We start from the raw sequence: 25,937 nt of genomic DNA on the forward strand, positions 1-25,937 counted from the left end.
ATGCCAACTCATGGTACGACTATTTGGCTTACGGGACTGCCATCCTCAGGAAAGACTACGACGGCAGCGGCGCTGGCGTCAGCCTTAAAGGAAGCCGATGTCTTGGTTGAATGCCTGGACGGCGATGAGCTGCGACGTGCGGTTGGATGTGAGCTTGGCTTCAGTAAAGAGGACAGGATGGAAAATATACGGCGTGCGGTATACATTAGCAAGCTGCTGAACCGCAATGGAATCACCACGATTATCTCCATGATCGCTCCTTATCGAGAGATGAGGGATTATGCGCGGGGCACGCTGGATTCGTACATTGAGGTCTATGTGGATTGTCCGTTGGATGAATGTATACGACGCGACGTCAAAGGTCTTTATGCCAAAGCGATGCAAGGCGAGATTCCGATGTTTACCGGTATATCTGACGTCTATGAACCTCCTCAACATCCTGAAGTTACTATTCATACCGATACGGGCAGCATCGATGCCAATGTGAAGAAAATCTTGGATTATATTGCAGTACTGGCTAAAAAAGAAACCATGATATCCAAAAGGGATATCCGTTGAACCGGCAGTTATGGAAAGCGGAAGATACTATCATTCGTAAGGACAGGCAATTGATATTGGTTCACATCCGTTTACCATTCGGTTATAAGGAAATGGATGACTGATGGTACAAGCTACGTAGTAGGAGGAAAGCTGTTTGCAGAAGCAAGCGGCTTTTTTCTTTTGGGCGTGCCCCCACGGGGGGACCGAAGCAAATTTTCATGTTTCTTAACAGACTCCACTTTATGTGGTTATTTAATGGAATGTATTGACATCCTGATGACAGCAAGGATATACTAACAAATAGATATTAACAAAATGATAATAACAATTTGATGATATTAGGTGAGAGCTATGAACGAGCTAACCCGTCGCGACCGCAATGGGATAACGGAACAGGAATTTTTACAGCAATATGATGCGAGTCAATATGAACGGCCTTCGGTTACTGTCGACATGCTTATTTTTACCGTTATGGACAAAGATCAGATCAACTATAGAAAGCTTCCGGAAAAATCGCTGCAGCTTCTATTGATCAAGAGGGGGGAGCATCCCTATATCGGTCAGTGGGCACTGCCGGGCGGTTTCGTATCGGTGCATGAAAGTATAGAAGAAGCAGCCCAGAGGGAATTAAGAAGCGAGACCAATATCAACAATATCTATATGGAGCAATTATTTACATGGGGAGATACGGATCGTGATCCTCGTACGCGGGTCATCAGCTGTTCCTACATGGCGCTTGTCGATCGCTCTGCATTGGTGGTAAAGGCCGGGGACGATGCAGATGATGCCGGGTGGTTCGAAGTGACTTATCAAATGTTCCAGGAAAAGAGGACTCTTTGGGAAGACGGCTATGAGCATGAGAGGCTGATGAAAATTACACTAAGCCATGAAGACGATTTATTATCGGCTACTGTGAAAATTACTGAAATAACGAGAGGACGTACGAGAAAGATCGTGCGTGAGATCGTGGATACGGAAGGAATCGCCTTCGACCATGCCAAGATCATTGAGTATGCGATAGAGCGCCTGCGGAACAAGATCGAATACACGGATATCGCGTTTAATCTGATGCCGCCTCGTTTTACATTATCCGAGCTTCAGCAAGTATACGAAGTCGTGCTTGGCAAAGAGCTGTTGGCAGCGGCATTCCGCAGAAAGATAGCCCCTATGGTTATCGAAACCAACGAATCTACAAAGGATGCAGGGCACCGTCCTTCGAAGCTGTATCGCTATAACCCGTTTTGGAACCAAACGATGTAATTCGGATGGAGTTATCAAAATCATTTAAAAGGAGTTTTCATAATGCCAGTTACTACAGTAGATGGAAATTTGTTGGAGGCTGTGGAGCCTATTATAGGGCATCAGGTCAATTGCCAATCCGTTATGGGGTCCGGTGTTGCTAAACAGATCAAACAACAATTTCCTGATGTATACAAATCCTATTTCCAATATTGCTCGCAGCATAAGCAGCATTTATTGGGCAGATGCCAAATCGTCGAAAGAAACGAGGGCAGCGGTACCTTCGTAGCGAATTTGTTCGGGCAGGAATACTACGGACGGGATAAGCGAAAATATACCGACTATGATGCCATAAGGATCGCCTTCGTGCAGCTGCATGATTTTGCAAGAGAGCATAACTACGCTATTGCGCTTCCATATAAAATAGGCTGCGATCGTGGCGGCGGAGATTGGGAAATCGTGTACGGGATGATCCATGAAATTTTCACGGATGTACAAGTTACACTTTATCGATTAGCTGAATAGTTGAGATCTACAGATTTTTTACAGCAAGGGGGATTCATCTATGGACAGATCCATAAATAATCGGGAAATAAGATCAAAGATGGCCAAGGAGACTCTTGAGATACTGGAGCAAGGGTATTATCACACGGAGGGTAGCCAAATCGTCATTGAAAATGAGATCAAGGAGGCGATTCGAGCCTCCATTCTTTATACGCCAGACATGCTTGAAAGACTGAACAGTGAAATTGTTACCAAAACAGATCTCAATGCTTGTACAGGAGGACCTATCATAGAAGTAACGGATGAATCGACTTTGGAAGCGTCAGCTAGGCTTGTTCTGGAGGAAAAGTATAGTAAAAGTGCCTGTCTGAACTTTGCTTCAGCCAAAAATCCGGGTGGAGGCTTCCTAGGCGGAAGTCAGGCACAGGAAGAAAGTTTGGCGCGTTCGTCAGCGCTTTATCCATGCATAGCCCAAATGAACGAAATGTATTCCTACAACCGGAGCCTCAAGACCTGCCTCTATTCGGACTATATGATTTATTCCCCCGATGTCGTCGTTTTCAGGGAGGATAGGGGGACACTTTTACGGCAGCCTTACTGCATCTCGATGATTACGGCACCTGCGGTGAATGCCGGGGTTGTAAGAGAAAGGGAACCGCAGAATGCGGATCAAATTATACCTATCATGACAAACAGAATCCGATCCATCTTGTCCGTTGCGGCTTTGCAGGGGAACAGCGCCATTGTGCTTGGGGCCTACGGATGCGGCGTATTCAGGAACGACCCGCTTGAGGTTGCTCGTATGTTCAAGCAGGTTATCCTAGATGAGGGTTATGGCTCCTTATTTGACAAAATCGTATTTGCGATACTGGATAAAACGGCGGAAAAGAAGATTTTCAATATGTTTAATCAGCAATTATCTTGAAATGCCTGAGATATGGGAGATCTTTACACCCATCCGCTAAGCCTTTAAAATATAGATACACTAACGAAGGGTAGGCAGCGTTTTGAAAAAGCACAGGCAAAAGTTTTTGTACACCATTGCATTAGGTATCTCTGTTTTTATCGGTTCCTTTTTTTATGAAAAACATATGGAGGTGGAGGAAACAAGCAGTACTGCCAATGTGCAGCTGATGTTTCCATCCGATCGTTTTCCTGAAACGGCACAGCATATCAAGGACGCTATAGCCTCCGGAGAATCCGCCGTATGCACGATCGATCGAAAAGGGGCGGAGGAGAACCGCAAGAAATCGCTTCATGATGTCCCGACCAAAAAAGGCTATGACCGCGACGAGTGGCCCATGGCTATGTGCAAGGAAGGCGGGGAAGGCGCCGATATCCGTTATATATCCCCGTCGGATAATCGCGGGGCCGGCAGCTGGGTAAGCAACCAAGTCGAGAAGTATCCGGATGGGACGAAAGTGTTGTTCATTGTTCAATAGCGATGGATTCATTTTATAGTAGAGAAAAAGAGGATGTTCTATGTACAAAGCGGTTCTGTTTGATCTGGATAACACTTTATTAAATTATTCACTTAGCGAATACGACTGTATGAGAAGAACCTGTCGTGATCATCAATTATTTGCGAACGACGAGGAGCAATGGAGCCGCTTCTGGGAAGTCTATTTAAAGCATAATGAAAAGTATTGGATGGACTTTGTGAGCGGGGGTTCCGTTACATCGATTCATGATGTCATTCGATATTCTTTCCGAGATACTCTGATTAGGGATGTCCGGCTGCATAACGAGCTTGCAAGCACGTATTGGAATTATTTTTGTCATACCTGTCATTTTGAAGATGGGGCGGAGGATGTCCTTCGTTCATTACAAAGCGACTACAAGTTGGGTATTATTTCCAATGGCATAGGGGAAGCTCAACACAAAAGGCTGACGGCGGGGAATATTCGCGGTACCTTTCAATCGATTGTTGTATCCGATGAGGTGGGGATACGTAAGCCGCATAAGGAAATTTTTGAGATGGCATTAAATGAACTGAAGCTTGATAAGGATGAGGTTTTGTTTGTAGGAGACTCCCTGCAGGATGATTACCATGGTTCCGTGAACGCAGGAATCGATTTTTGCTATTACAATAGAAATAAGCAGAATCTTCGAGAGGACATACAGCCTAAATACATGATTCACCGCTTGGAGGAGCTTGTCGATTGTATGTGAAGCCTATGGAAAGCGGCTGTGGAGACAAATGTGCGGAATGACGGCGGTGTGTATTTGAGAAAATGGAGTGTAAATCCACGTTCCGGATTTGATTCACCGTATTGGCTATGCGACGAATATGACTCCCGATATCATCCGTCAGGCTGTCGATCGCAAAGTGGATCTCATTCTGACGCACCATGATGCATGGGATTTCATGTATGGAATGAAAGAGGAGTGCCACCAGTTGCTTAGACACTACGGCATCCATCATTTCTTTGTTCATCTTCCTCTGGATTACGCCGATTTCGGGACCTGTCCGTCCTTGATGAGAGCTATCCACATCGATACGCTGCTTCAGCCGTCCCTGCACCATAAGAATAGAAGTACTCCGGGTATAGGAGAATTCCATGTCCCGATAACCTTGGATGAATTGCAAGAAAGAATGAATAGAGTGCTTCATGAAAAGGTTAGAGTATGGAGCCATTCGGATAAAGCTGTTCAACGTGTCGGAGTCATGACAGGAGCAGGCAATTCCACCTTATCGATCCGTGATGCCCATGAAGCGGGCTGTGACGTATATAGAGGTCGTTTTGCCGCTGCGAATTGTAGGATATGAAAGGGGCAGCCCCGCCGGCTGCCCCTTCAATACGTTTACGAACCCGTTGAACGGTAATGCCTTACCCCAATGTGCCAAACTAACAGGCAAGGAATGAGAAACAGAAAGCCGGCTAACGGCAGGAACGCGTATAGCGGATTATCCATCCCGTCGCGCCCCAGGATGTAGTTCAAAGGCAAATAGTTGACGCAGCCAAAGGGGATGAGGAACGTGAACAATTTGCGAACCCAGGCATGATATATATTGAGAGGGTATTGGTTCATTTCACGCCCGCCATCGGTAAAGATGTTGGCAATTTCTAGGCCTTGTACGGTCCAGAAGCTGATAGAAGCGGCCAGAATAAAGATTCCCGTAAAAATGACGCTTCCGCTTATCATCATTAGCACCAACGTCATGATTTTGAGAAAGGACCAATCCGTGTCTATATGTAGGCAAGACCAGATAAGAACTAACGCACATAGGAACAGACGGCCTATCCGCGCGAATTCGAATTTGGAGCCGAACACCTGGACTACCGTGCTCCGAGGGCGGACAAGCAATCTGTCGAAGTCTCCGCTAACGACTAGGCTGGAGAAGGTGTCAAAACCGCGCGCAAAGCATTCTGTGATAGAGAAGGCTATATTCGTAACAGCGAAGCAGAGGGCTACCTCGTAGAGGCTCCACCCCTTGACCATCCCAAATCGATCAAACATAAAGTACAGGCCGGCAAAGGTGGTAAAGGGAGTCAGACATTGTCCTACCATAAGAAGCAGGAACGAGGTCCGGTACTGCATCTGCCCTTTGAAAAAAAGGAGCATATATTTGAAATAAAGGTTCATTGTACGGTTTACCCTCCTTGAACGACGACACGACGCAATGCCTTATCCATAGCTAACTTGCCTATACCTACAAGCACAGCCAACCAGATCAGCTGAAAACATAGTCCTTGTACAGCCTCCACCTTCGATAGATTCCCCGTAAATACCCGAAACGGAAAATCAGCGGTCCAATGAAACGGAAGCGCATAGACGATCTTCTGCATCCACCCCGGCATTAAGGGCACCGGAATAATGAGACCGGCAAAAAACTCTCCGAACACGCTAAATAGTAACAAAGAGCCTACGGGCGACATCGTGACAAATACCGAGATGTAAATAAGCATGGAGATAGCGACGATCATTAACAGACCCGCCAGCAATACAGCGAGAAAAAGCAGAAATGTGGCAAAATCCGGAGGAAGCTGCAGTCCGTAAGGCTCCGGCAGGAACCATACGATAATCAAGATGGGCAGACAGCGAAGCATAGCGCTCGATAGCCGTTGAGCAAGCAGCTTGGCATACCAGAGCCCATATAGGCCGCTTGGCCTGCACAACTCATAGGCGATGTTGCCGCTAGTAATTAGCTGAAACAGCTCACTATCCCTGAGCCAGAGCACAACAAGGGAAAGAAATCCCTGTTTAAGCCAGGTATACGTCACTACTTGGGATAAGGTCATCGGCGGCTCCTGTGTTGCATGGCTATAAAACGCCTGAAAAATCATAATGAACATAAAGCCGAAAAAGAATTGGGTTCCGATGCCGGCCAAGGCTGCCGCACGGTATTGGAGTCCAGTGTGTATCCGCAGCTTGAAAACAGCCAGGTATCCTTTCATCATAGCTGGTACTCCTTATACATTTGAACAATGATGTCTTCTATGGGCTGGGTATCGATCGTGACGTCCAGAAGCTCTACCTGAGAGGATAATCGCGTCAACGCATCCGATATAATAATTTGCTCCGTATCTACACTGAGAACGGCCCGGTCCGGTGTCCAGGACAATACTGTCGCACCGGGTATTTGCAAGGGGGTGCTGCTTTCCCGGTATTCGGCGGTAATGGTTCGTTTGGTTCCGAACCGGCCTCTCAACCCCTGGACGCTACCGTCATATAACAAAGTTCCTTTGCCGATGAGTAGAATCCGGTCTGCCAGCGCTTCGATATCATTCATATCATGAGTCGTTAGAATGACGGTGACTCCTTTTTCTTTATTGATCGTTTTGATAAAGTGCCGCACTGCGATTTTGGATACAGCATCGAGGCCAATGGTCGGTTCATCCAGAAAGAGGATGCTCGGATTGTGGAGTAGGGAAGCTGCAATTTCGCAGCGCATCCGTTGTCCCAGGCTGAGTTGTCGAACGGGAGTGTAAATAATATCCCCCAGGTCAAGCGAATCGATGAGCAGGGAAAGCGTGCGTTTGTACTCAGGCAGCGGGACCTTATAAATGTCTCGCAGCAGTTCAAACGAATCCATGACAGGGACGTCCCACCAGAGCTGAGACCGCTGTCCGAATACGACTCCGATATGCTTGACGTAGGGCACCCGTTCCAGCCATGGCGTATAGCCCTTAATGGTGCAGGTTCCCCGGTCGGGTACCAGGATGCCGCTCATAACCTTGATCGTGGTCGATTTGCCGGCACCATTGGGGCCAATGTAGCCGACGATTTCTCCCGGTTCGATGGAAAATGAGATGTCCTGAAGCGCTTCCACCACAGTGAATTCTCGATGAAACAATGATTTGATGGCATGACGCAGACCTGATGTGCGTTTGGCCACCAGGAACGACTTGCTAATTCCGTTTACGGTTATCAAGCTTGATACCTCCATTCTTTTTTAGAGAGACGGAAGAAAATAATACCACTATTAGGCAATAAGTGTCAACGAAATTATTTTGGGTTAATATAGAAATTTATAGGTAGAGGTGGGAGCAATTCTTTTAATAATACTAATAATTAATATCATTAACAAAATGGCTTGCTCATTAAAAAAGTCTTTTAGTAAAGTTTTGCTCTCATCGAGGTGCGGCCATATAATTTTGCTTTAATAAAGTGTGCTTTGTTAGCAAAATGGGGCAAAAGAGAAGCACACTGCGACGCTTGCAGTGTGCCTTTGTCAGCTGTCTTAAAGCTTCCACTTCCGCATCAGCGGAACGCCGATCCGGTTCAATAATCGTTCCAGCACCATCCAGCTAATTCTGCGCTGCCAAGGTAAATGGGCATCGAGAACAGCGCTGTATTCAATGTCTCCGACCGCTCCGCGATTACGCTTGAACTCCGCTGCGCCGGAGCTTTCATGCAGCTTCCAGCCGTTTTGCTCGGAGATACCGATCAGGACAGCGGATAGCATACGGTAAAGTCCTAGCTCCTGCGGCAGGGAGGTGTCATAGCCGAAGACGGGAGTTGTCATGACACCATCTTTGACGTAATAGCCAAGCACAGCATCCAAGCTGCGGCTGGACGCATTCCGCAGAGCATACAGCTGCAGGGTTCCAAGCTCAAGGGCTTGCAAGAAAAAATCCTCGGTAAACCACGGATTGCATCGGGAATGCTTATCCAGATAGAGCATATCATAAAGCGACTTTAATCTCGGGATGTCCGAGAAGATTAACTGATCCGAACACACGACTTCATAGCCGTGCTTGTCGATCAGCTGCCGGTCGCGTTTGATCAGCCATCGTGCTTTTGCATTGGGGGGTTCAAACAGATACACTTGCCGGCTGGGTACCAAACGGAACTTTTCACGCCGAAGCGCTTCGATCCAAGGTTCATTCATACTGGGAACGAGCGAACGAAATATGATCGTATGCTCGGGAAATTGGGCGCGCAGCAGCCGTAACCCTTCAGGCAAAAGGCTCGAGGCTTGAGCCGGGTACAGATTCGTAGAGAGCAGACTGTTGTTCACATGAACCACCTGGTTCATTCGGCTTGCCTTTAATAGCACGCCGATCCCGTCCAGCAGCCGGCTTAAGAAGGATTCCAGCCAAGGCAGCTTTAGCTTGTACAGCTCTTGCTTGGCATAAGTAACATAGTGTGTATAGGGCGAGCACACGTAACTGTTCTCGTATTCTTGGCTATTAACAGTGACAGGAAGCAAGTCATCCCCGAGTCGAAGCACATACAGGCTTGTCTTGACATTGGCAATGTAACGGGTAGGGGAGTGCTCCATCCACGAGACCAGCCAATGGGCAGCCTGCCGGCCTGCCTTCGTGTCCGGAAAACGGATATGATGACAGCTGCTGCTGTCGTAGAGCTCGACTAGTGTAGTTGCTTCATTATGAGAACTCAAGCACAATTCATCTCCTTTGTATTTGATTATACAAAAAACTATGAAATGTGTATCCCTACCATGGATCTATGTGCTACAATAAGTACGCCAAACACATATTTTGCGCACTTTTCTTTATAACGGTTTTTATTTATTGCAGATGAACAAGATTACGATAAAATTTCAGTTTATATTTTCCATAAATGATTTAGGGATGGGAGTAAGTGCAGATCCCCGCTTGCCCCACATCATGTGCAGTTGACATAAAGGAAGAAGGGTTTGGGAATGGCTAGAAATTATGACCTGGAAGACTTTTACGCCGAGCCGATTCAAGCATTTGTCATATGGATGAAGCAGGCAGGGTATACGGAAGCTACGAGGAAAGAATATTTGCGGGAAGTACTTTCGTTCCTGGAATCTTTGAATGAGCTACCGGTTCAGAAGGTCGGCAAAATGCAAATAGTCGGCTTTCTCGTATCCAAGCAAAATACGGCAGGGGACAAGACTCGTAACCGAACGCTGTCCGCCATAAGGGCATTCTTTACCGCATTGATCGATCTGGAGCTGGCAACGCGAAATCCGGCCATGGAGATCAAAAAGTCCAAAACCGAAAAGAACAGGAAGCCAGTCTACCTGGAGGAGAACGACCTGAAACAAACGATGCAATATATTGACGGTCGTTATAAGAATCGGAATATGGCTGTTTTCCTGCTGATGTCTTACTGCGGCCTGCGCGTAGGGGAAATTCACAGAATGAACGTAAGCGACTTTAATCCATCCAAAGGGACCCTGGAAGTATTCGGCAAAGGGCGAAAATGGAACGAAATCCCGCTTCCGCCGATGCTTATTCAGTATCTTGCACAGGTGGTGCAGGAGCGAATCATCCCGCACAGCTCCAAGGAGGATGCTTTTTTTATCTCCCAAAAGGGAAGAAGGCTATCCATAAGACAAATTCAAAAGATAGCGTCACAGACCTTTGCGTTGTTAAAAGAAGAGCATCCTCATCTGAGTGACCTGAAGCTGTCCTGCCACAAGCTGCGGCATTCCTTTGCCACGATGCTGCTCAGGCATAACGTAGATATTCGGGTTGTGAAAGAGCTTATGGGGCACGCATCTATCGAGACGACCATGATTTACACTCATGTGAACAATGAACAGAAGAAAACGGCCATGTCTTCGCTGGAGCTTCCCGAGCTCGTCTTGGCTTAGAATGGAATAGCGGGGTAAGCAAAATTGTAGAGAGCTGTCCACAGAGCTGCATTTATCCTAGGTTGAAACATCAGCCTAGGATATTTTTTTGTCATGCGCATCGCTGGTTTATTGATTTCTCACTTTTTTGCGGTAGTCCCTCGGCGTCATTCCTTCCATCATCTTGAAGGTTTGCCCGAAATGAGCCAGAGTATTGAAGCCGACCCGGCTCGCGATCTCGGCAATGGAGTATTCGGTAAGGGCGAGCTCCCGCTTTGATTGGCGTATTCGCGTATAAATCAAATAATCGGATATGGTAATGCCGGTTGTTTCCTTAAACAGATGGCATAAATAGTAAGGGCTTACATAAATCATATCCGCCAGCTGCTTCAGCTTGATAGGCTCATGATACCGTTCGGACAAGTAGCGTATGACCTGCTCCACCCTCGGATTTACCGAGCTTCGGGAGATAGGGGAGGCACCTTGGGACGTTTGATTATGGATCAAGCGGTAAATTTCCAGCAGCAGCTCGTTCAGGCAAATGGAGCAGCTGATTTCGAACATGTCCGGGCGCTGGCGCACTTCTTCTTCCATCCGTGTCAGCAGTGCGTTCAGTTTTGCCTGCGTTTCTCTGGATACTCGCAGATGCCTGTGAGTCAAGTCCGAGCCGGGGCGAAACAATCGCAAAAATTGGATCGCCGCCTGAGGTAGAAGCATTTCCGGTAAAAAGTTAACGACGCTGCGCGAGCAGTCCACTCCCATGCTGGGGGCGCTTTTATGGGATTCATATTCAGATATGAGCAGGATATCGCCTCCAACCAGAGGGAAAATACGATCCTCGATAAGAAAATTGCCGGAGCCCTGCTGGAAAAAATAAATTTCATAACCCGGATGCGAATGGAAGTCCATATAAAAGTGCTTGTCGGTAGCACGATGCTTTATAAAAAAAGGGCGCATACGAAGCCGTTCTTCCACTTCATAGATCCGAAGCTTCTCGTCCTGATGATTTGGCATCCCACTTAAAGCCTCCTCTGCCAATTCTCTATCTTATTAACTTACTCCTAGATCGACATAAGTGCAATAGATTATTCATATCGAAAATGGGGGATTGTATCGATACAGTTCGCAGTTATGTATAATGAAGGGAGATAAGCAGAAAGGAGCGGTGGCCGCATGAAAAAGTATTTGTCGATATTATCCGATATCGAGCAGAAAATAATGGAAGGACAGTACCGCTCGGGGCAAAAGCTGCCTTCCGTTCGCATCGCCGCCAAGCAGTACGGATGCAGCATCAGCACGATCCTGCATGCCTATACGGAGCTGGAAAAACGGCACGCCATTTACTCCGTTTCTCAAAGCGGTTATTACGTCGTAGATAAATCGGGGGATGCAGCCAAGGATAAGAAAGACCGTAAAATTATAGATTTCGCTTCGGTGCTCCCGGATATCAATGTGTTTCCTTACGTGGATTTCCAGCATTGCTTGAACAAAGCGATTGACCAATACAAGCAACATTTGTTCACCTATGGCGATCCGAAGGGTCTGGAGTCACTGCGATACACGCTGGCCTCACATCTTGCAGGCGATCAAGTCATTGCGGATCCCAGGAGAATCATAGTGACTTCGGGGGCGCAGCAGGCGCTGGAAATTTTGGCGAGAATGCCGTTTCCGAACGGAAACTCAGAGATCCTGGTCGAGCAGCCGGGCTACGATATTTATCTGCGTTATCTCGAATACGAAGGTATTCCAGTCAGCGGCATTAGGCGCACGGCGACAGGCATCGATTTGCGGGAGCTGGAGGAAAGGTTTAAAACCGGTAAAATTAAATATTTTTACACGATGTCCAGATTTCATAATCCGCTGGGAACCTCCTACACCGTAACGGAGAGAAAAGCGATAGCCAATTTGGCGAGCAGATACGACGTGTACATCGTAGAAGATGATTACATGGCCGACTTGGGCATAGAACAGGGCTTCGACCCCATTTATGCGTACGACCGGACGTCGCATGTCGTATATGTGAAAAGCTTTTCGAAGATTATTTTCCCGGGGCTAAGATTAGGCGCAGCAGTGCTGCCGGAGAAGCTGCTTGAGACGTATCTTGCTAACAAGAGGTATGCCGATTCCTCGCTCTTATCTCAAGCAGCACTCGAGGTATACATGAAAAACGGCATGTATGAGCGGCATAAACGCAAAATATGCAGTCAATATTCGGCAAGGATCAGTGCTTTGAATGCAGCCGTAGAGCGGTACAATCAAGCGGGCCTCATAGAAACCTCGCACGTCAGCTCAGGCATTTATGTTCAGTTTAAGCTGCCGCAAACGGTTAACCTGGAGCGGTTGATTGCTCGGTTAGATGCAAGACATGTTCATGTCATACCCGGGAAAAAATTTTATTTGACCTCTTACCTGGATCGGGAAAAGTTTCTTCGGATCAGTATCTCGCAAGCTCATCCCGAGCAAATTGATGAGGGAGTAAGGGCGATCATAGAGGAAGCGGGGAGGCCGGTTCATTAAAATAGCAAAGGAAAAGAAATGATAGGGTATGCTGCATGGTAAGCTTAAAAAGGCTGGATGTTAACTTTGAAAGGGGATTCCTTTAGTGAGTAATCAGACATGGATTGAAATATATAAGGCCGGTTTGCAGAGGTATACCATGGAGCAGCTAAGGCAGATCCCCGCGCCGTGGGTCTGGTCCCTCGGTCAGCTGTATAACCATGTGATTCTCACCGCCCTCGATTATCTTGACAAAGTAGAAATGTGTACTGCTGCAAGGGAAGAGCAATCACTCGGGAAAACGGAGGGAGGCGATCATCTGTTCCAGCTTGGCGGATTCCCGCCGGTAAAAATAAAGCTTCCGGACGGGCCAGAGAACTCTCCGAGCAACTCTGACAGCAAAGAAGACCTGATGCAGGGTCTCGATCAAGTGATGAAAAGAATGAAAGAATGGGAAGGGAAAATAAACCAACTGAACCCGAACTGCAAAGTAAAGCATGATGGTTTCGGTTGGCTTAACGCACGGGAATGGTTTGCGCTTGTCGACATGCATTTCGGCCATCACCTGCGGCAGAAGAAGGAATTGGAACGAGAACTGGGGATAAGGGAATAAAAGTGTACCGGTACAGTTGTGTTGCTTACGTATTGCCGAATCCTCTCTGCATCTCTACAATGAGATTACATGGCCGCCAGCACTTTGGGGGCAATTAGTAAAACCCGAGGTGATCCCCTGATGTATCGCATGACAAGAGAGGAAATAAAAGCATATTTGAACAGGATCGGAATTAAGGAGATACAGCCGCCTACTAAGGAATATTTGTTTGTGCTGCATCAAGCTCATGTGAACGCTCTTTCATGGCAGACCGTTGATATATTTGCAGGTAAACCGGCAGCGATAGGGTTTGAACAATCCGTCCGGCTTGTACTGAATGACAAGAGCGGATATTGCTTTCATCTGAACGGCGCATTCAGTTCGCTGCTTCATTCTTTAGGCTATAAGGTCCATTTGCACCGCGCCGGCGTGCAGCCGTTGGGAGAGCAGCCGAGAGTGAATTCGTTTCATTTGAGTCTGAGCGTTGACCTTGTGAATGAAGCGGAAGCAGAGGAGCAATGGATTGTTGACGTGGGGCTGGGTGATATGCCGTATGAGCCTATTCCGCTTCGTTACGGCATGTATGAGCAGGGGCCTATGAGCTATAAGGTCGTTCAATCCGGTGTAGTGCCTCAGGGTTGGCGTCTCGTGCATGATCCGTTGGCTTCTTTTGCAGGGGTGGACATTGATGCTGCCGTCCTGGGAAGCTTGGAGGAGTTTATGCCGAAGCATGAATTCTACAGCCGCTCTCCAGAATCACCATGGGCACGTATCTTTCTGGTTAGGCAGAGAAATGCAAGTCAGAGTAACGAGCTGCGGGGCTGCATCTGGAGCAAGAGAGACAAGAACGGCTTGATAAAGGTCGAGGTGGCTAGCAAATCGGAGTGGCTGGAACTTTTGAACGATGTCTTCGGGGAGCGTCTTGCCGGTTACAGCGCCTTGGAGAAGGATGACTTATGGAAAAGGGTGGAAGCCGCCCACGTCGAGTGGAAAGCTACCAAGGCTCTGAGTTAGGCCTTTATGGGTCCGGATAAGCCTGCAACAGTTTTGCCGCATGTATAAAGGAAACGGTCTGATCGCAAATAAACAGTCAGGCCTTTTTTGCCGTTTTCCTTCACAAGAGCAGACTTGCTAGACAATTATCCGGCCCTCATGAACCTATATATATTCTGCCAAGAGCATCAATGCCAAGCCTTGACCGTACAGCGTGTCTTTGAATGGAATCCGATTATAATCCTCAACGCTATCCTTCACTGGGGTCCCACCCGATACTCCGGCGACTCTGCCTTCTTCATCAATCTTATCAACGATTGCCGAGGCCGTGCGGTCGGCGGCTTCAAGAAACTTCTTGTCCAGAAGGCCGCACTCGATAGCTCGAATAATTCCTGCCGCTATGCCGGCACTCCCCGATGTTTCTTCATAGAAATCAGGCCGATCCAGGACGGTGTGCCATAATCCGCCCGCGTTCTGGTAACCGATCAATCCGTTCATCAGGCGAACATACCGGTCATGCAGCCTGGGAGGAATGTCCACGAGATGGGTGATGCTTTGCAGAATGCAAGGCAAGCCAAGAGCCACCCAGGCATTCGCCCGTGTCCAACGGGCTGCAGACATGTGGCTGCGCTCCCCGCAGTTCCAGCCGTGAAAGAGTACGCCGGTCGTATCGTCCTGAAGCAATCGAAGGTGCAATTCCAACTGGAGCAGCGCTTCCTGTGCAATTTCCTTCGAATTCAGCATTTTCGCTGCCTCAGCCATGAAGTATACGGCCATATAGACCGTGTCCGCCCAAACTTGCTCCGGAAACAACGCATTTTCAGTGACAGTATGCTCCAGCGCTCCTTCGCGGGTTCGAGGCGCTTCATGAAGAAGCCAGCAGGCGGCCGCTTGAACGTCCTCCTTGTAGCTTTCCTTTGGATTCAAATGGTACAAGGCTGGTAATATGGTATAGGGGGCAGTGGAATTCACGGTTCGGTGGAGCCGTGATTTATCGCCATTACGGATTGCCCAGTCCGTCAAATAGCGGAGCAGCTCCTTGTTCCCGGTTTTCTCGTAATATCGCAGAATCGATATGACCCCGACTCCGGGAATCCAATCCCACAGATCCATCTTCATGCGTGTATCTGCTGATTTTCCAGATATCATAAACGCGTAGACGGAAGCGGCTTTAGTTTGGGCCAAATCAGATGAAATAGCATAATTTCGCAAATACAGTCCCTCCAAATGATAAAGGATTTTTTCTCCTTCATTATATATAATAGACTGCCTGCATACTTTCGCCATGTTGTTTGAATTTATAGAAATATTGCGCTGCTGCGATCCGTATTTCGTAGAATTAGTATAGGGGATAAAGCCAATAACGGATATTACAGCTTGTTAATTGCTGCTGAAGATAGCAATATTCCTATAATTCATCGCAAGATGAATGAAGATTCCCCGGCTTGCCTTTGCTATAATAAAGCCATAGAAATTAAAGCGCTTACAGAGAGTCTGTCGCAAATTAAGGGGGAACCATTTGTATGAAAAAGAAATTATCGGTTATTGCCGCTTCGTTAGCCGCACTATGCGCACTATCCGCTTGCTCAGGAGGGAAGGGCGCACAGGAGAATGCCGGTACGGGTTCGCCGCAGGCAGAGTCCAAACCGGTTACCATCAAAATATACCAGTGGGTCGCCGTATCGGATGAACAATGGCAGCAGCTTTTCGTAGAACCTGTGAAAAAGAAATATCCTCACATCACCTTAGAGCAAGTAGTGAGAGGCAAGGGAACCAACCCGGATGAATTGGTTGCTTCAGGTGAATTTCCGGACATTTTCACCATTACGAACGATATTCGAACCTATGCGAACCTTGGTCTAACCCAGGACATGAGCCCATTAATGAAAAAGGAAAATATGGATATAAGCAAATTTGATCCGGCCTTTACTGAGAGAAGCAAGGCGGATGGCCAGCTTGTTGCATTTCCTTTTTACAGCAGTCCTACCGCTTTATATTATAATAAAGATATCTTTGATAAGTTTGCCGTTCCTTATCCGAAGGACGGGATGTACTGGGAGGATATCATCAATCTTGCCAAGCAGGTCTCGAAGATGGATGCCGGCTTTCAATATAAAGGGATGCATCCGCAAAGCATATTTGCTATGAAGGGCGGGCTGCCGATTGATCTGCTGGATGCCAAGACCGACGCACCGACCATCAACAACGATCAATGGAAGCAGCTGTTGACCCTATATTCGAATCTGGTGATGATTCCGGGCAACGAGCCTAAGGGCGGAGCTTTTGCAGATGTAGTGAACGCCTTTGTCAAGGATAAAAACACGGCAATGGTCATTTCCAATATGATGCCATCCCTTCAGGAGGCTTCCAATAACGGGTTGAACTGGGACATGGTGCAGCTTCCAAGCTACAAAGGCTACGACGGCCTTAAGGGTTTGGGAGATACGATGTATGTAGGGATTAACAAGGTCAGCAAAAATCAGGACGATGCCATGAAGGTCCTTTCTGTCCTCACATCAGAGGAAGTACAGTCGACGATGGCCAAGAAATACGGATATTATCCGGTGTTATCGAGTAAAGCAGTTAAAGATTCATTCGGTACCGAAATGGATTTCCTGAAGGGGAAAAATGTCCAGGCTATCTACAAAGGACAGATCGCTCCATATATGCCGAGCTCGACGTATTCCAGCCATGCGGATGTTCGTAAAATATTTAACGCGAAAGTAGCGGACGTTGTGGCAGGCAAAAAAGATGTGAACACCGCGCTGCGTGAAGCAGACGAGGAGATTACCAAGATCATGCCGCAAATCAAACAAAAATAGGGATTACGAAGACAAGGATTCAGCCTTAGAGGCTGGGTCTTTTTTTCTATGCGCTTCTCAAGTAAGGATGATATTTTATCCCTATACTGATTTTTTCCTTAAACATCCTGGCAAGAATTATGTTATATTTTGGATAAACGAAAGCAGGTAGAGTTCCTATAACCGCAGTTGAGGAAAGGATGACAGGTTCATGTCCATTGTGATTACCGGAGCGAATGGCCAATTGGGAAGTCTGGTTATCCAAGAGCTGTTACAAAGAATCGATGCAAAACAAATCATTGCTTGTATAAGGGACGCCGAGCGTGGAAAGTCACTGGAGGAGCTCGGTATAGAGTTACGATACTGCGACTACGACCGCCCGGAATCGCTGCCGGCTGCCTTGAGAGGAGCGAAGCAGCTGTTATTCATTTCCAGCTCACACCAGGACGATACCGTACGGTTGCTCCAGCATGAGCGGGTAATTGAAGCTGCCAAGCAAGCGCAGGTTCAGCATATCGCTTATACCAGCTTTGCCTATGCGGAACAAGGCTCGATTTCGCTGACACAACTGCATGTGAACACGGAGCGGGCTATTGCTGCATCAGGCATCCCTTATACGATTTTTCGCAATGCGCTGTATACAGATATTGTCAAAGCCTTCGGCCTAGATGCGGCCATTGCTTCAGGAGAGCTGGTTGTGCCTCCCGGCGAGTGGACATTCAATACAGTAACCAGAGAGGATCTTGCTGCCGCCATAGCAGCGGTTCTTTGCGAACCTCTAAATCAAGGGAGAAGCTATGAGCTTACGGCATCACAATCGTGGACCATGGAGGATCTGTCGGCAGCAATATCCGAGCTTGCAGGGAAAACCATATCGGTTCGCAGGGACGCGCAGATGAAGCACTGGATCTTCGGATTTCTAAGCCAAATCAATACAGCCTCCACTTCAAACGATTTGCAAACCGTTCTGGGAAGACCATCCAGATCACTAAAGGAGACCCTGCGCCAATTCGTGGAGGATACCAAAGGGATCTAGCATTACTTCAGCAAATGTCAGAAAGAAGTCATCCCTGCCAGCACATCCTGTCCAGCAGTTCTGATACAATAAGAATCAAAATGCGGCATCAGTGACATTGGAGCGTTGTGGCAGAAGAGGGGAATTTTGGTATGTTCAGCGGCAGGCGTTGGTATGGACTCGTGGTACTCATCATGGTCATCGATCTCATTTATGTGATGTATATGAATTATATCCATGATCCGTTTGCAGCTGAATTTCTGAAGCATAAGATTGGTTTGAAAAAAGAGGTTCAGCTTCCGCTATGGCTTCATGTGTTGTATGTCCATATAGGCTTTGCTTGTCTGGCAATGATAACGGGCGCCCTTAACTTCTCGCAAAGATTGTTGAGCCGGCATCGCCGATTCCATCGCATCAATGGATACGTGTACCTGGTTTCCATTTTACTCGTCGACCTGACCTCAGGGTATATGGCACCTTATGCAACAGGCGGTAGGATGAATAGCATAGCATTCAACCTGTTGAATCTGCTGTGGCCGATTTTTACTGTCGGGGCCATAGTGCACATCAAAAAGAAACGGCTTATCAAGCATTGGGAATGGATGATGAGGAGCTATGCGCTTTGCTTCACCAATTTTCTGACTCACCTTATTACGGCTGTAATATCACGTGGATTCGGATGGGCTTATCCAGCTAGCTATTCGATAGGGGTATACGGAGCTGTCATTCTGCTGCTGTTAACCCCGGAGCTCCTTATTCGACGACAGCGAAAACATCGTGAACCATAAGACACTGCTTCCTTTAGGGTTAGTACACGAAGGGACGGAGGGATCGGGCCTATGCAACAAGCGAACAATGTTCTAGGCAAAGTGACCTGCTTTATAACAAGGGAGCGGAATGGCGAAGCCGAGCTGCTCCTTTTCCGGCATCCGAATGCTGGCATTCAATTGCCTGCGGGAACTGTTGAATTCGATGAAGAGTTTAAGGATGCGGCTCTGCGCGAAGCCTTAGAAGAGACCGGGTTAGAGGAGTTTGGTTCATGTGAATACATCGGAGAACAGAAGCTTCGGCTTCCAGGTGACAAATATGCAACCTTTCATAACGCCAAGGTTTACTCAAGACCGGACTTTATGAGCTCCTACTGGGCCGAGATCAGAAGAGGCATTCAGGTGGATTACGTTCGCGAACAGGGGGAATTCGTCCAGATATCTTACATAGAAGAGGACCAGTATCCGGATCCGAACTATATATCCTATCAAATTACGGGATGGGTGGACCGTAAGGATCTGGCAAGTGAGGTATTGCGGAGGTTTTACCATTTGCGCAGCAATTGCAACAGGGATGAATGGGAGATGGAAGCAGATCATCATGTATTCCGTTTGTTCTGGGCTCCGATGAGCAGATTGCCCGACATTGTAGCGCCGCAGCAGCGGTGGGTTCATTATGTAACCGAGGAGCTGCGCTATTCATTCTAGAGGATAAGAAGCCCCCCACAAAATACCTGAATCCGCCTCGGAGCTATGGCTTTGTTTTGTAGGGGGGGGGTATGAATCAGGAAATTTTCACCGAAATTTAAATCCGAGTAAAACAATCCGAAAAAAAGGATAGCTTTTTCACAATACCTATGTTATTGTAGTTTTGTAATTCCTATTACAACTTTACAGGAGCTGTACATGCCAAAGAAAAAAAATAGCGTTGTGCTTTCCATCCGCTTAGATGAGCAGGCTATCCAGGCTGTCGATCTACTCGTTGAATCCGGACTGGAAACCAATCGTTCAAGAGCGGTCTCGCATCTTGTATCCAAGGGCATTCAAGCCTCGGAAGAGCTGCTCAAGAAGGCTCAGGTTCTTGCGGATCATGTACATCAGCTTAGAAACGAGATGCTCGAGGCTGTCACGCATAATAATCTCAAGAAGGTGACAGAGCTTATCGGGAAAGATTCCTCCCTAGTCAATGCAAGCAACAGCAAGGGAGAGACAGCCGTGCTTATCGCAACCTACATGCGTGCTAACGACATTAAGGAGCTGCTGATCAATCACGGTGCCGAGCTGAATATTTTTGAGGCGGCGGCAGTCGGGAACACGACACGAGTGAAGAAGCTGCTGCAGCAAGCTCCGGAGTTGATTTCGGCCTACGGGCCGGACGGGTTTCAGCCGCTTTCGATGGCGGCGCATTTTGGCAATACCGAGACAGTGAAGCTGCTGCTTGATCTCGGGGCGGATGTGAACGCAAGAAGCAAGGACGGCAGCTTGAACAATATGGCGATCCATGCAGCTATCATGGGGAATTATGAGCATATTATCCAAATGCTGATCCAGTATGGCGCTGATGTTCATGCCAAATGTGAAGGCAGCTTACGTTCAGGTTACACGGTGCTGCATGTTGCTGCTTATTTCGGACGTGATTCTCTTGTTAAGCTGTTTTTGGAGTATGGAGTTGATCCGACAGTGAAGAATGAGGATGGCGAGACAGCACATCAAATCGCAGTACATAAAGGGCATCTGCTCACCGCAGCGCTCTTGGGGCCGTAAGGGTCACAGCAAGTAAGCCAGAGAACTTTTTGTCATTAATCCCACTTATATGATGGGAATAATATAGATTGTATCTACCGGACAGCCGGAGAGACACTTGCAGGTTCAGTGTGTCTTTCTGGCTGTCTTTTATTTTGGGAATGGGGGAGTATTCGATGCAGTACAGGAAATTAGGACGAACCGGTTTGAAGATTTCCGAGATCAGTCTCGGAACTATGGCCTTCGGCAGGTGGATCGATGAGAGGTCCTCGGCTGCCGTGCTGGATCAGGCGCTGGATGCAGGAATCAATGTCATTGACACGGCAGATGTTTATGGAAGAGGAATGGACCTGGGAGACCCGAGCTTGTCGGGAGAATCGGAGGCGATTCTTGGCAATCTTTTGAAAGGACGGCGTCACGATACGATCTTGGCGACCAAGGTAAAGGCGCCCGTAGGGAAGGGAATCAATGATTCCGGGCTTAGCCGGTACCATATTTATAGAGCGCTGGAGAACAGCTTGCGCAGGCTCCAAACCGATTATATCGATCTATATCAGGTGCATGGGTTCGATCCGGAAACCCCATTGGAAGAAACTCTTGGAGCGCTGGATGATCTGGTTAAGGAGGGGAAGATACGGTACATCGGCTGCTCCAACTTTGCAGCTTGGCAGTTGGCCAAGGCTCATGGCATCAGCGCGCTCCATAAGTGGAACCGCTTCGAGAGCATCCAGCCCGAATACAGCTTGATCACGAGGGACATTGAGCAGGAGCTCGTACCGTATGTCCAGTCGGACAACGTCGGAGTTATCGTGTACAGTCCGCTTGGTCGCGGGATCTTGACCGGCAAATACCGCAAGGGCGAAGAGCCTGCGGCCGGAAGCCGATTGGCGGCGGGAGAGAAGAGATTGGAGCTTCTACTCAGCCACAATCCCGCATATGAGCTGGTAGAAGAGATTCGGCCATTGGCGGAAGCCAGAGGATGGACCTTGGCGCAATTTGCTCTGTCTTGGGTACTCAGCCATTCCTATATCACCTCCGCTATTCTGGGCGCCTCCAAGCCGGAGCATATTACGGACGCGATCAAATATGCCGACCAGAGACTAACGCAGGAAGAATTGGATCATATTGACGAGATTTCTCGCAAATTAAAACACATTCGATAAAAAGGGGATGTCATCCATGACACAGCAAACGAATCGCAAGCTTCATTTGGGCTTATTTCTTTTTTCTACAGGCTATCATCCGGCCGGTTGGCGGCTGCCTGAGGCGGTTGCGGATGGTGCCTTCGATCCTAAGTTTTTGCAATATGTCGCCAAGCGGTTGGAGGAAGCGAAGTTCGACTTTTTCTTCCTGGGAGATGCTCTTGCCACTAGCGCCGATATGCAGTATCAATTCCCGTCCCAGATGGTTCGGATGGAGCCCTTCACGATGATCGCCCATTTGACTGCAGTGACGGAAAAGATCGGTTTGATCGTAACGGCGAACACGACCTATGCGGAGCCTTACCACATTGCCCGTCAAACCGCTTCACTAGATCATCTGAGCGGAGGCCGTGTCGCCTGGAATGTTGTGACGGGCGCTGATGTCAGAGCAGCGTTGAACTTCAGCAGAGAAAAGCATTGGGATAATGCCAAACGGTATGACTACGCGGACGAATTCGTTCAGCTTGTCAAGGATTTATGGGATACCTGGGAAGATGATGCGTTCGTAAGAAACAAGGAAACCGGCGTCTATGTCGATGAGAGCAAGGTCCATGCGCTTCATCATAAAGGCGAACATTTCTCTGTGGCGGGTCCTCTGAATGTTGCACGGCCTCCGCAAGGGCAAATTCCACTGCTGTCTGCAGGAACCTCGGAGAGAAGCCAGGAGCTGGGAGCACGCTTCTCCAACGTTATCTTTACAGGGCAAATCTTGATCGAGGAAGCGCGTAAATTTTATGCAAGCGTCAAAAGCAAGCTAGCCAAGTACGGTCGTTCGAAGGATGAGCTGTTCATCATGCCTGGACTCGTTCCGTTGGTAGGGCGCACCAAGGAAGAGGCGCATGCCAAATATCGCGAGCTCAGCTCCTTGATTGTCACTGACTTTAATCTATCTGCATTGTCTGCCCGAATCGGAATTGATTTAACAGGCTACCCGTTAGATGGACCGCTGCCCGATCTGTCGCTCTCCACTTTAAACGACAACAGTGCCGAGCTGCTCGTCCGACTAGCGCAAAATGCAGCCGGCCACGACGATATCACGTTGAGAGAGCTGTTCTACTACTTTGCTGCCGTAGTCAGAGGGCATCTGCTTGTCGTCGGAAGTCCAGAGGAAATTGCGGATGAGATTGAACGCTGGTTCGTTAACGAAGCTGCGGACGGCTTCAACTTATGCTCTCCTTACATGCCTGGGGGATTGGATTTGTTCATCGACCTCGTCGTTCCGGAGCTTCAAAAACGCGGTTTATTCCGTACGGAATACGAAGGAAGCACGTTCCGGGAGCATTTCGGCCTTCCGCGTCCCGAGAACCTGCTGGCGAAGAAAGATGCCGTCCTGAAAAAGTAATTTGCACACAACAGAGCAGCTGAGGAAGCGAGGGAAGCGTATGGGCGGCAGCAAATCCTTATTGGCTAACTGGCGGATTATCATCGCTCAGATCCTATTTTTACTGCTGGGGCTTGGTCTTATCGAGTATATCGTACGGGCGGAAATCGTCGGACCTCTGTATTTATCCAAGCCTACACAGGTAATCGACGAAATCATTGGCTTGTTTACGAACGGCATTATTTTTCATCACCTATTCGTAACGCTCGGGGAGTTTGCGGCAGGCTATGTGCTCTCCGCTGCGGCGGGGATAGGAACGGGCTTGTTCCTGGTGCTGGTCCCAAGGGCGGAATCGTTCTTTCGCCCGTTCCTGTCCGCACTGCTGGCGGTCCCGAAGGTGACCATTATTCCGCTCTTGATGCTGTGGCTTGGCATCGGGTTGTCACATAAGGTTGCCATTGTGTTCCTGTTCTGCTTCTTTACCATCGCCTTTAATACGATTACAGGAATCAAGCAGACGGCGGACAATCATTTGAAGGTGGCGAGGGTCTTTGAGGCTACCAAATTCCAGACGATTACGAAGGTGATACTGCCTTCCGCTGCTTCAACGATATTCGTCTCGTTAAGGGTGTCGGCTGCTACCGGCCTGGTAGGGGCATTATTCGGCGAAATGATTGCGTCGAAGGACGGCCTTGGCAACCTGCTGGTTCAAGCAACGTCCACATACGATACGGCCAAAGCATTCGCGATCATTACCGTCGTCACGATCGTATCGGTCCTTATTATTGCAATCATTGATCTGCTGGAAAAAAAAGTCGTGCTGAAATGGAAATCTTACTAAAATGGTTGGCATTCACATAGAGGGAGAGAGAAGAATGAAAAAAACATCATGGCGGGGAGTAGGAATTCTGACATTGGCAATGGTGATGGTGCTTACCGCCTGCTCCACTGGTTCCAAAGGCGGACAAGAATCCAAGAGCTCTGCAACATCGTCTTCCGAAGGAGCGCAGCAGCTTCAAAAAGTTCGCTACGCGGCGTTCAATGGCGTTAGCGGCCTGGCCGTCAATTTCGGCGCCGAGAAAGGATTTTTCAAGGAAGAAGGGCTGGATGTCGAATTCGTAACGACACAAAATCCGATTGAAAGCTTGACCAGCAAAGATGTGGATATTGCAGACGTTGCAACCACAACGGCGATCATTGCTGCGGGAAAAGGAGCCCCGATCAAAATCGTGTCCTCCATGTTCCGTACGAAAGGGCCATTTTATCTGGTAGCTGCGCCTGGTATCAATAGTGTAGAAGAATTGAAGGGGAAAAAGGTCGGAGCAGCCGCCTTTGGCAGCGGATTGGACGTCTATACTCAAGTTATTCTTAAAAAACATGGCTTAAGCAAAACGGATGTAACCTACTTGGCTAATGGTGCGAACGAAGCGGCTTATGCCAGTCTTACTTCAGGGCAAGTCGATGCAACCATTATTCATGAGCCATTTGCTTCCCTTGTCGAAGTAAACGGAAAAGGAAAGATATTAGCGAAGGGGTGGGATTATCTGCCTACCTTCCACACCGGTGTTCTGGCTTCGAGCAACGAGGTGATAGCCAAGAAGCCTGAGTTGATCGAGAAGCTGCTTCGAGCCTATTTCAAATCGCAGGAATATGCGAAGAGTCATCCGGATGAGTACAAGACTTATTTCTTATCCAAGATCAAGATAGATCCGGCAGCAGTAGACAAAGCCTTCGAGCGGGAAAAAGTTCTGTGGGAAAATAATCCTGACGTAGATAAAAAGGCGCTGCAGGATACGCAGCAGGTTCAACTGGAGCTCGGGCTGCAGGACAAAATTTATGATGTAGACAAAATCATTGATTTGCGGTTCATCCCCAAGAAGTAACTAGAAAGACGAGGTGTGAGTATGGCCGGGTTTACGCTTCAAGCGGTTTCTAAAAGATACGGTGGCTCGAGTCCCACCCTGACCCTATCGGACATTAATCTTACCATTAAGGATGGAGAATTTATCAGCATTCTCGGCCCGAGCGGCTGCGGGAAGAGCACTCTGCTTGAGATATTAGCCGGTCTTCAGCTTCCCACCTCAGGGGAAGTGCTGCTGGATGGCAAGAAGCTGCGCGGACCTGGGATCGAGCGAGGTGTTGTATTCCAGGACCCATCCCTATATCCTTGGAGAACGATCTCCCAGAATGTCGGAATCGGGCTGGAGCTTCGCAAAATACCCAAATCGGAAAGAAAGGACATCGTCCAATACTATTTGAACATGGTCGGTCTGCAGGGCTTTGAGCATAAATATCCCCATCAATTGTCCGGGGGGATGAAGCAGAGAGCGGGTATAGCCCGTGCTCTGGCGAACAGCCCGGAAGTACTGCTGATGGATGAGCCGTTCGGCGCCGTTGACCATTTGACCCGGCTGCAGCTGCAGGACGATCTGTTGCATATTTGGGAAAAAGAGAAAAAAACGGTGTGCTTTGTTACGCATGATGTATCCGAGGCAGTATTTTTGGGGGATCGGGTTGTTCTCTTATCTCCAAGACCCGGCAAAATACAAAAAATATTTGACATCCCTTATCCGAGACCCCGAAAACGGGACGACGTGCAGCTGCTGAAGGTCCAAAATGATATTTATGCGGCAATCCATCAAGTAAAAACGCAGGAAGATCTCGAATTTGTAATATAAACCAAATTGTGGAAGGGAGTACTGATCCC

Annotated in this window: 27 protein-coding genes; 21 read left to right on the forward strand and 6 right to left on the reverse strand. The window is 48.1% G+C overall.

Annotated features, from left to right (window positions below; all coding sequences use genetic code 11):
- From cysC to GGC63_RS22620, 7 genes are all read left to right on the forward strand, one after another.
- Complete coding sequence (cysC, locus tag GGC63_RS22590; RefSeq protein WP_192704242.1) at positions 1-558, forward strand: adenylyl-sulfate kinase; 558 nt, start codon at positions 1-3, stop codon at positions 556-558.
- 333 nt (positions 559-891) lie between these two features.
- The gene (locus GGC63_RS22595; protein ID WP_192704243.1) at positions 892-1,800 is read left to right on the forward strand and encodes an NUDIX hydrolase; all 909 of its coding nucleotides are present in this window, start codon (positions 892-894) and stop codon (positions 1,798-1,800) included.
- Positions 1,801-1,842: 42 nt separating this feature from the next.
- A complete protein-coding gene (locus GGC63_RS22600; protein WP_192704244.1) occupies positions 1,843-2,304 on the forward strand; it encodes a macro domain-containing protein in 462 nt (153 codons plus the stop codon).
- A gap of 40 nt (positions 2,305-2,344) precedes the next feature.
- The gene (locus GGC63_RS22605; RefSeq protein ID WP_192704245.1) at positions 2,345-3,208 is read left to right on the forward strand and encodes a TIGR02452 family protein; all 864 of its coding nucleotides are present in this window, start codon (positions 2,345-2,347) and stop codon (positions 3,206-3,208) included.
- Between the two features lie 82 nt (positions 3,209-3,290).
- On the forward strand, positions 3,291-3,725 hold the full coding sequence (locus GGC63_RS22610; RefSeq protein ID WP_377739435.1) for a DNA-entry nuclease: 435 nt from the start codon (positions 3,291-3,293) through the stop codon (positions 3,723-3,725).
- A gap of 40 nt (positions 3,726-3,765) precedes the next feature.
- Positions 3,766-4,455, forward strand: coding sequence for a YjjG family noncanonical pyrimidine nucleotidase (locus GGC63_RS22615; protein ID WP_192704246.1), 690 nt, complete (start codon positions 3,766-3,768; stop codon positions 4,453-4,455).
- Between the two features lie 88 nt (positions 4,456-4,543).
- Positions 4,544-5,053, forward strand: a complete 510-nt coding sequence (locus GGC63_RS22620) for a Nif3-like dinuclear metal center hexameric protein (RefSeq protein ID WP_192704247.1) — start codon at positions 4,544-4,546, stop codon at positions 5,051-5,053.
- 35 nt (positions 5,054-5,088) lie between these two features.
- Here the strand turns inward: GGC63_RS22620 and GGC63_RS22625 are convergent, their stop codons facing one another.
- The 4 genes from GGC63_RS22625 to GGC63_RS22640 form a co-directional block, all read right to left on the reverse strand.
- A complete protein-coding gene (locus GGC63_RS22625; protein ID WP_192704248.1) occupies positions 5,089-5,871 on the reverse strand; it encodes an ABC transporter permease in 783 nt (260 codons plus the stop codon).
- A gap of 8 nt (positions 5,872-5,879) precedes the next feature.
- Positions 5,880-6,686 (reverse strand): ABC transporter permease, encoded by an 807-nt coding sequence (locus GGC63_RS22630; protein WP_306293513.1) that lies wholly within the window; start codon positions 6,684-6,686, stop codon positions 5,880-5,882.
- Positions 6,683-7,660, reverse strand: a complete 978-nt coding sequence (locus GGC63_RS22635) for an ATP-binding cassette domain-containing protein (protein WP_318781112.1) — start codon at positions 7,658-7,660, stop codon at positions 6,683-6,685. Before GGC63_RS22635 ends, GGC63_RS22630 begins: the two co-directional genes overlap by 4 nt.
- A gap of 309 nt (positions 7,661-7,969) precedes the next feature.
- Positions 7,970-9,133, reverse strand: coding sequence for a GNAT family N-acetyltransferase (locus tag GGC63_RS22640; protein WP_225948420.1), 1,164 nt, complete (start codon positions 9,131-9,133; stop codon positions 7,970-7,972).
- A gap of 264 nt (positions 9,134-9,397) precedes the next feature.
- Here GGC63_RS22640 and GGC63_RS22645 point away from each other — a divergent pair, with 264 nt between their 5' ends.
- Positions 9,398-10,321, forward strand: coding sequence for a tyrosine-type recombinase/integrase (locus GGC63_RS22645; protein ID WP_192704250.1), 924 nt, complete (start codon positions 9,398-9,400; stop codon positions 10,319-10,321).
- Between the two features lie 108 nt (positions 10,322-10,429).
- Here the strand turns inward: GGC63_RS22645 and GGC63_RS22650 are convergent, their stop codons facing one another.
- Positions 10,430-11,314: an AraC family transcriptional regulator gene (locus GGC63_RS22650; RefSeq protein WP_192704251.1), complete on the reverse strand. Its 885-nt coding sequence runs from the start codon at positions 11,312-11,314 to the stop codon at positions 10,430-10,432.
- A 159-nt stretch (positions 11,315-11,473) separates the two neighbouring features.
- On the opposite strand from GGC63_RS22650, the gene GGC63_RS22655 reads away from it, so the two are divergent.
- The 3 genes from GGC63_RS22655 (at position 11,474) to GGC63_RS22665 (ending at position 14,402) form a co-directional block, all read left to right on the forward strand.
- Entirely contained in the window at positions 11,474-12,817 is a 1,344-nt protein-coding gene (locus GGC63_RS22655; RefSeq protein WP_192704252.1) for a PLP-dependent aminotransferase family protein, read from the forward strand.
- Positions 12,818-12,902: 85 nt separating this feature from the next.
- On the forward strand, positions 12,903-13,409 hold the full coding sequence (locus GGC63_RS22660) for a DinB family protein (RefSeq protein ID WP_192704253.1): 507 nt from the start codon (positions 12,903-12,905) through the stop codon (positions 13,407-13,409).
- A 120-nt stretch (positions 13,410-13,529) separates the two neighbouring features.
- Positions 13,530-14,402, forward strand: a complete 873-nt coding sequence (locus GGC63_RS22665) for an arylamine N-acetyltransferase family protein (protein ID WP_192704254.1) — start codon at positions 13,530-13,532, stop codon at positions 14,400-14,402.
- Positions 14,403-14,546: 144 nt separating this feature from the next.
- Here GGC63_RS22665 and GGC63_RS22670 read toward each other — a convergent pair whose 3' ends face one another.
- Positions 14,547-15,593, reverse strand: a complete 1,047-nt coding sequence (locus GGC63_RS22670; RefSeq protein ID WP_225948421.1) for a glycoside hydrolase family 105 protein — start codon at positions 15,591-15,593, stop codon at positions 14,547-14,549.
- A gap of 311 nt (positions 15,594-15,904) precedes the next feature.
- Between GGC63_RS22670 and GGC63_RS22675 the strand changes: the two genes are divergently transcribed.
- From GGC63_RS22675 to GGC63_RS22720, 10 genes are all read left to right on the forward strand, one after another.
- Positions 15,905-17,203, forward strand: a complete 1,299-nt coding sequence (locus GGC63_RS22675; protein ID WP_192704256.1) for an extracellular solute-binding protein — start codon at positions 15,905-15,907, stop codon at positions 17,201-17,203.
- Positions 17,204-17,393: 190 nt separating this feature from the next.
- Complete coding sequence (locus GGC63_RS22680) at positions 17,394-18,218, forward strand: NAD(P)H-binding protein (RefSeq protein WP_192704257.1); 825 nt, start codon at positions 17,394-17,396, stop codon at positions 18,216-18,218.
- A gap of 131 nt (positions 18,219-18,349) precedes the next feature.
- Entirely contained in the window at positions 18,350-18,985 is a 636-nt protein-coding gene (locus tag GGC63_RS22685) for a DUF2306 domain-containing protein (protein ID WP_192704258.1), read from the forward strand.
- Positions 18,986-19,036: 51 nt separating this feature from the next.
- Positions 19,037-19,672 carry an NUDIX domain-containing protein gene (locus GGC63_RS22690; protein WP_192704259.1) on the forward strand — a complete coding sequence of 212 codons (636 nt, stop codon included), beginning with the start codon at positions 19,037-19,039 and terminating at the stop codon, positions 19,670-19,672.
- A 198-nt stretch (positions 19,673-19,870) separates the two neighbouring features.
- Positions 19,871-20,728, forward strand: a complete 858-nt coding sequence (locus GGC63_RS22695; RefSeq protein ID WP_192704260.1) for an ankyrin repeat domain-containing protein — start codon at positions 19,871-19,873, stop codon at positions 20,726-20,728.
- Positions 20,729-20,883: 155 nt separating this feature from the next.
- Entirely contained in the window at positions 20,884-21,870 is a 987-nt protein-coding gene (locus tag GGC63_RS22700; RefSeq protein WP_192704261.1) for an aldo/keto reductase, read from the forward strand.
- Between the two features lie 16 nt (positions 21,871-21,886).
- Positions 21,887-23,251 carry an LLM class flavin-dependent oxidoreductase gene (locus GGC63_RS22705; RefSeq protein ID WP_192704262.1) on the forward strand — a complete coding sequence of 455 codons (1,365 nt, stop codon included), beginning with the start codon at positions 21,887-21,889 and terminating at the stop codon, positions 23,249-23,251.
- Between the two features lie 40 nt (positions 23,252-23,291).
- Complete coding sequence (locus tag GGC63_RS22710) at positions 23,292-24,071, forward strand: ABC transporter permease (protein ID WP_192704263.1); 780 nt, start codon at positions 23,292-23,294, stop codon at positions 24,069-24,071.
- A 34-nt stretch (positions 24,072-24,105) separates the two neighbouring features.
- Positions 24,106-25,113, forward strand: coding sequence for an ABC transporter substrate-binding protein (locus tag GGC63_RS22715; RefSeq protein ID WP_192704264.1), 1,008 nt, complete (start codon positions 24,106-24,108; stop codon positions 25,111-25,113).
- A 21-nt stretch (positions 25,114-25,134) separates the two neighbouring features.
- Entirely contained in the window at positions 25,135-25,908 is a 774-nt protein-coding gene (locus GGC63_RS22720; RefSeq protein ID WP_192704265.1) for an ABC transporter ATP-binding protein, read from the forward strand.
- Positions 25,909-25,937 lie beyond the last annotated feature (29 nt).

Source organism: Paenibacillus sp. OAS669, from assembly GCF_014873645.1.
In the GTDB taxonomy this organism is placed as follows: Bacteria; Bacillota; Bacilli; order Paenibacillales; family NBRC-103111; genus Paenibacillus_S; species Paenibacillus_S vulneris.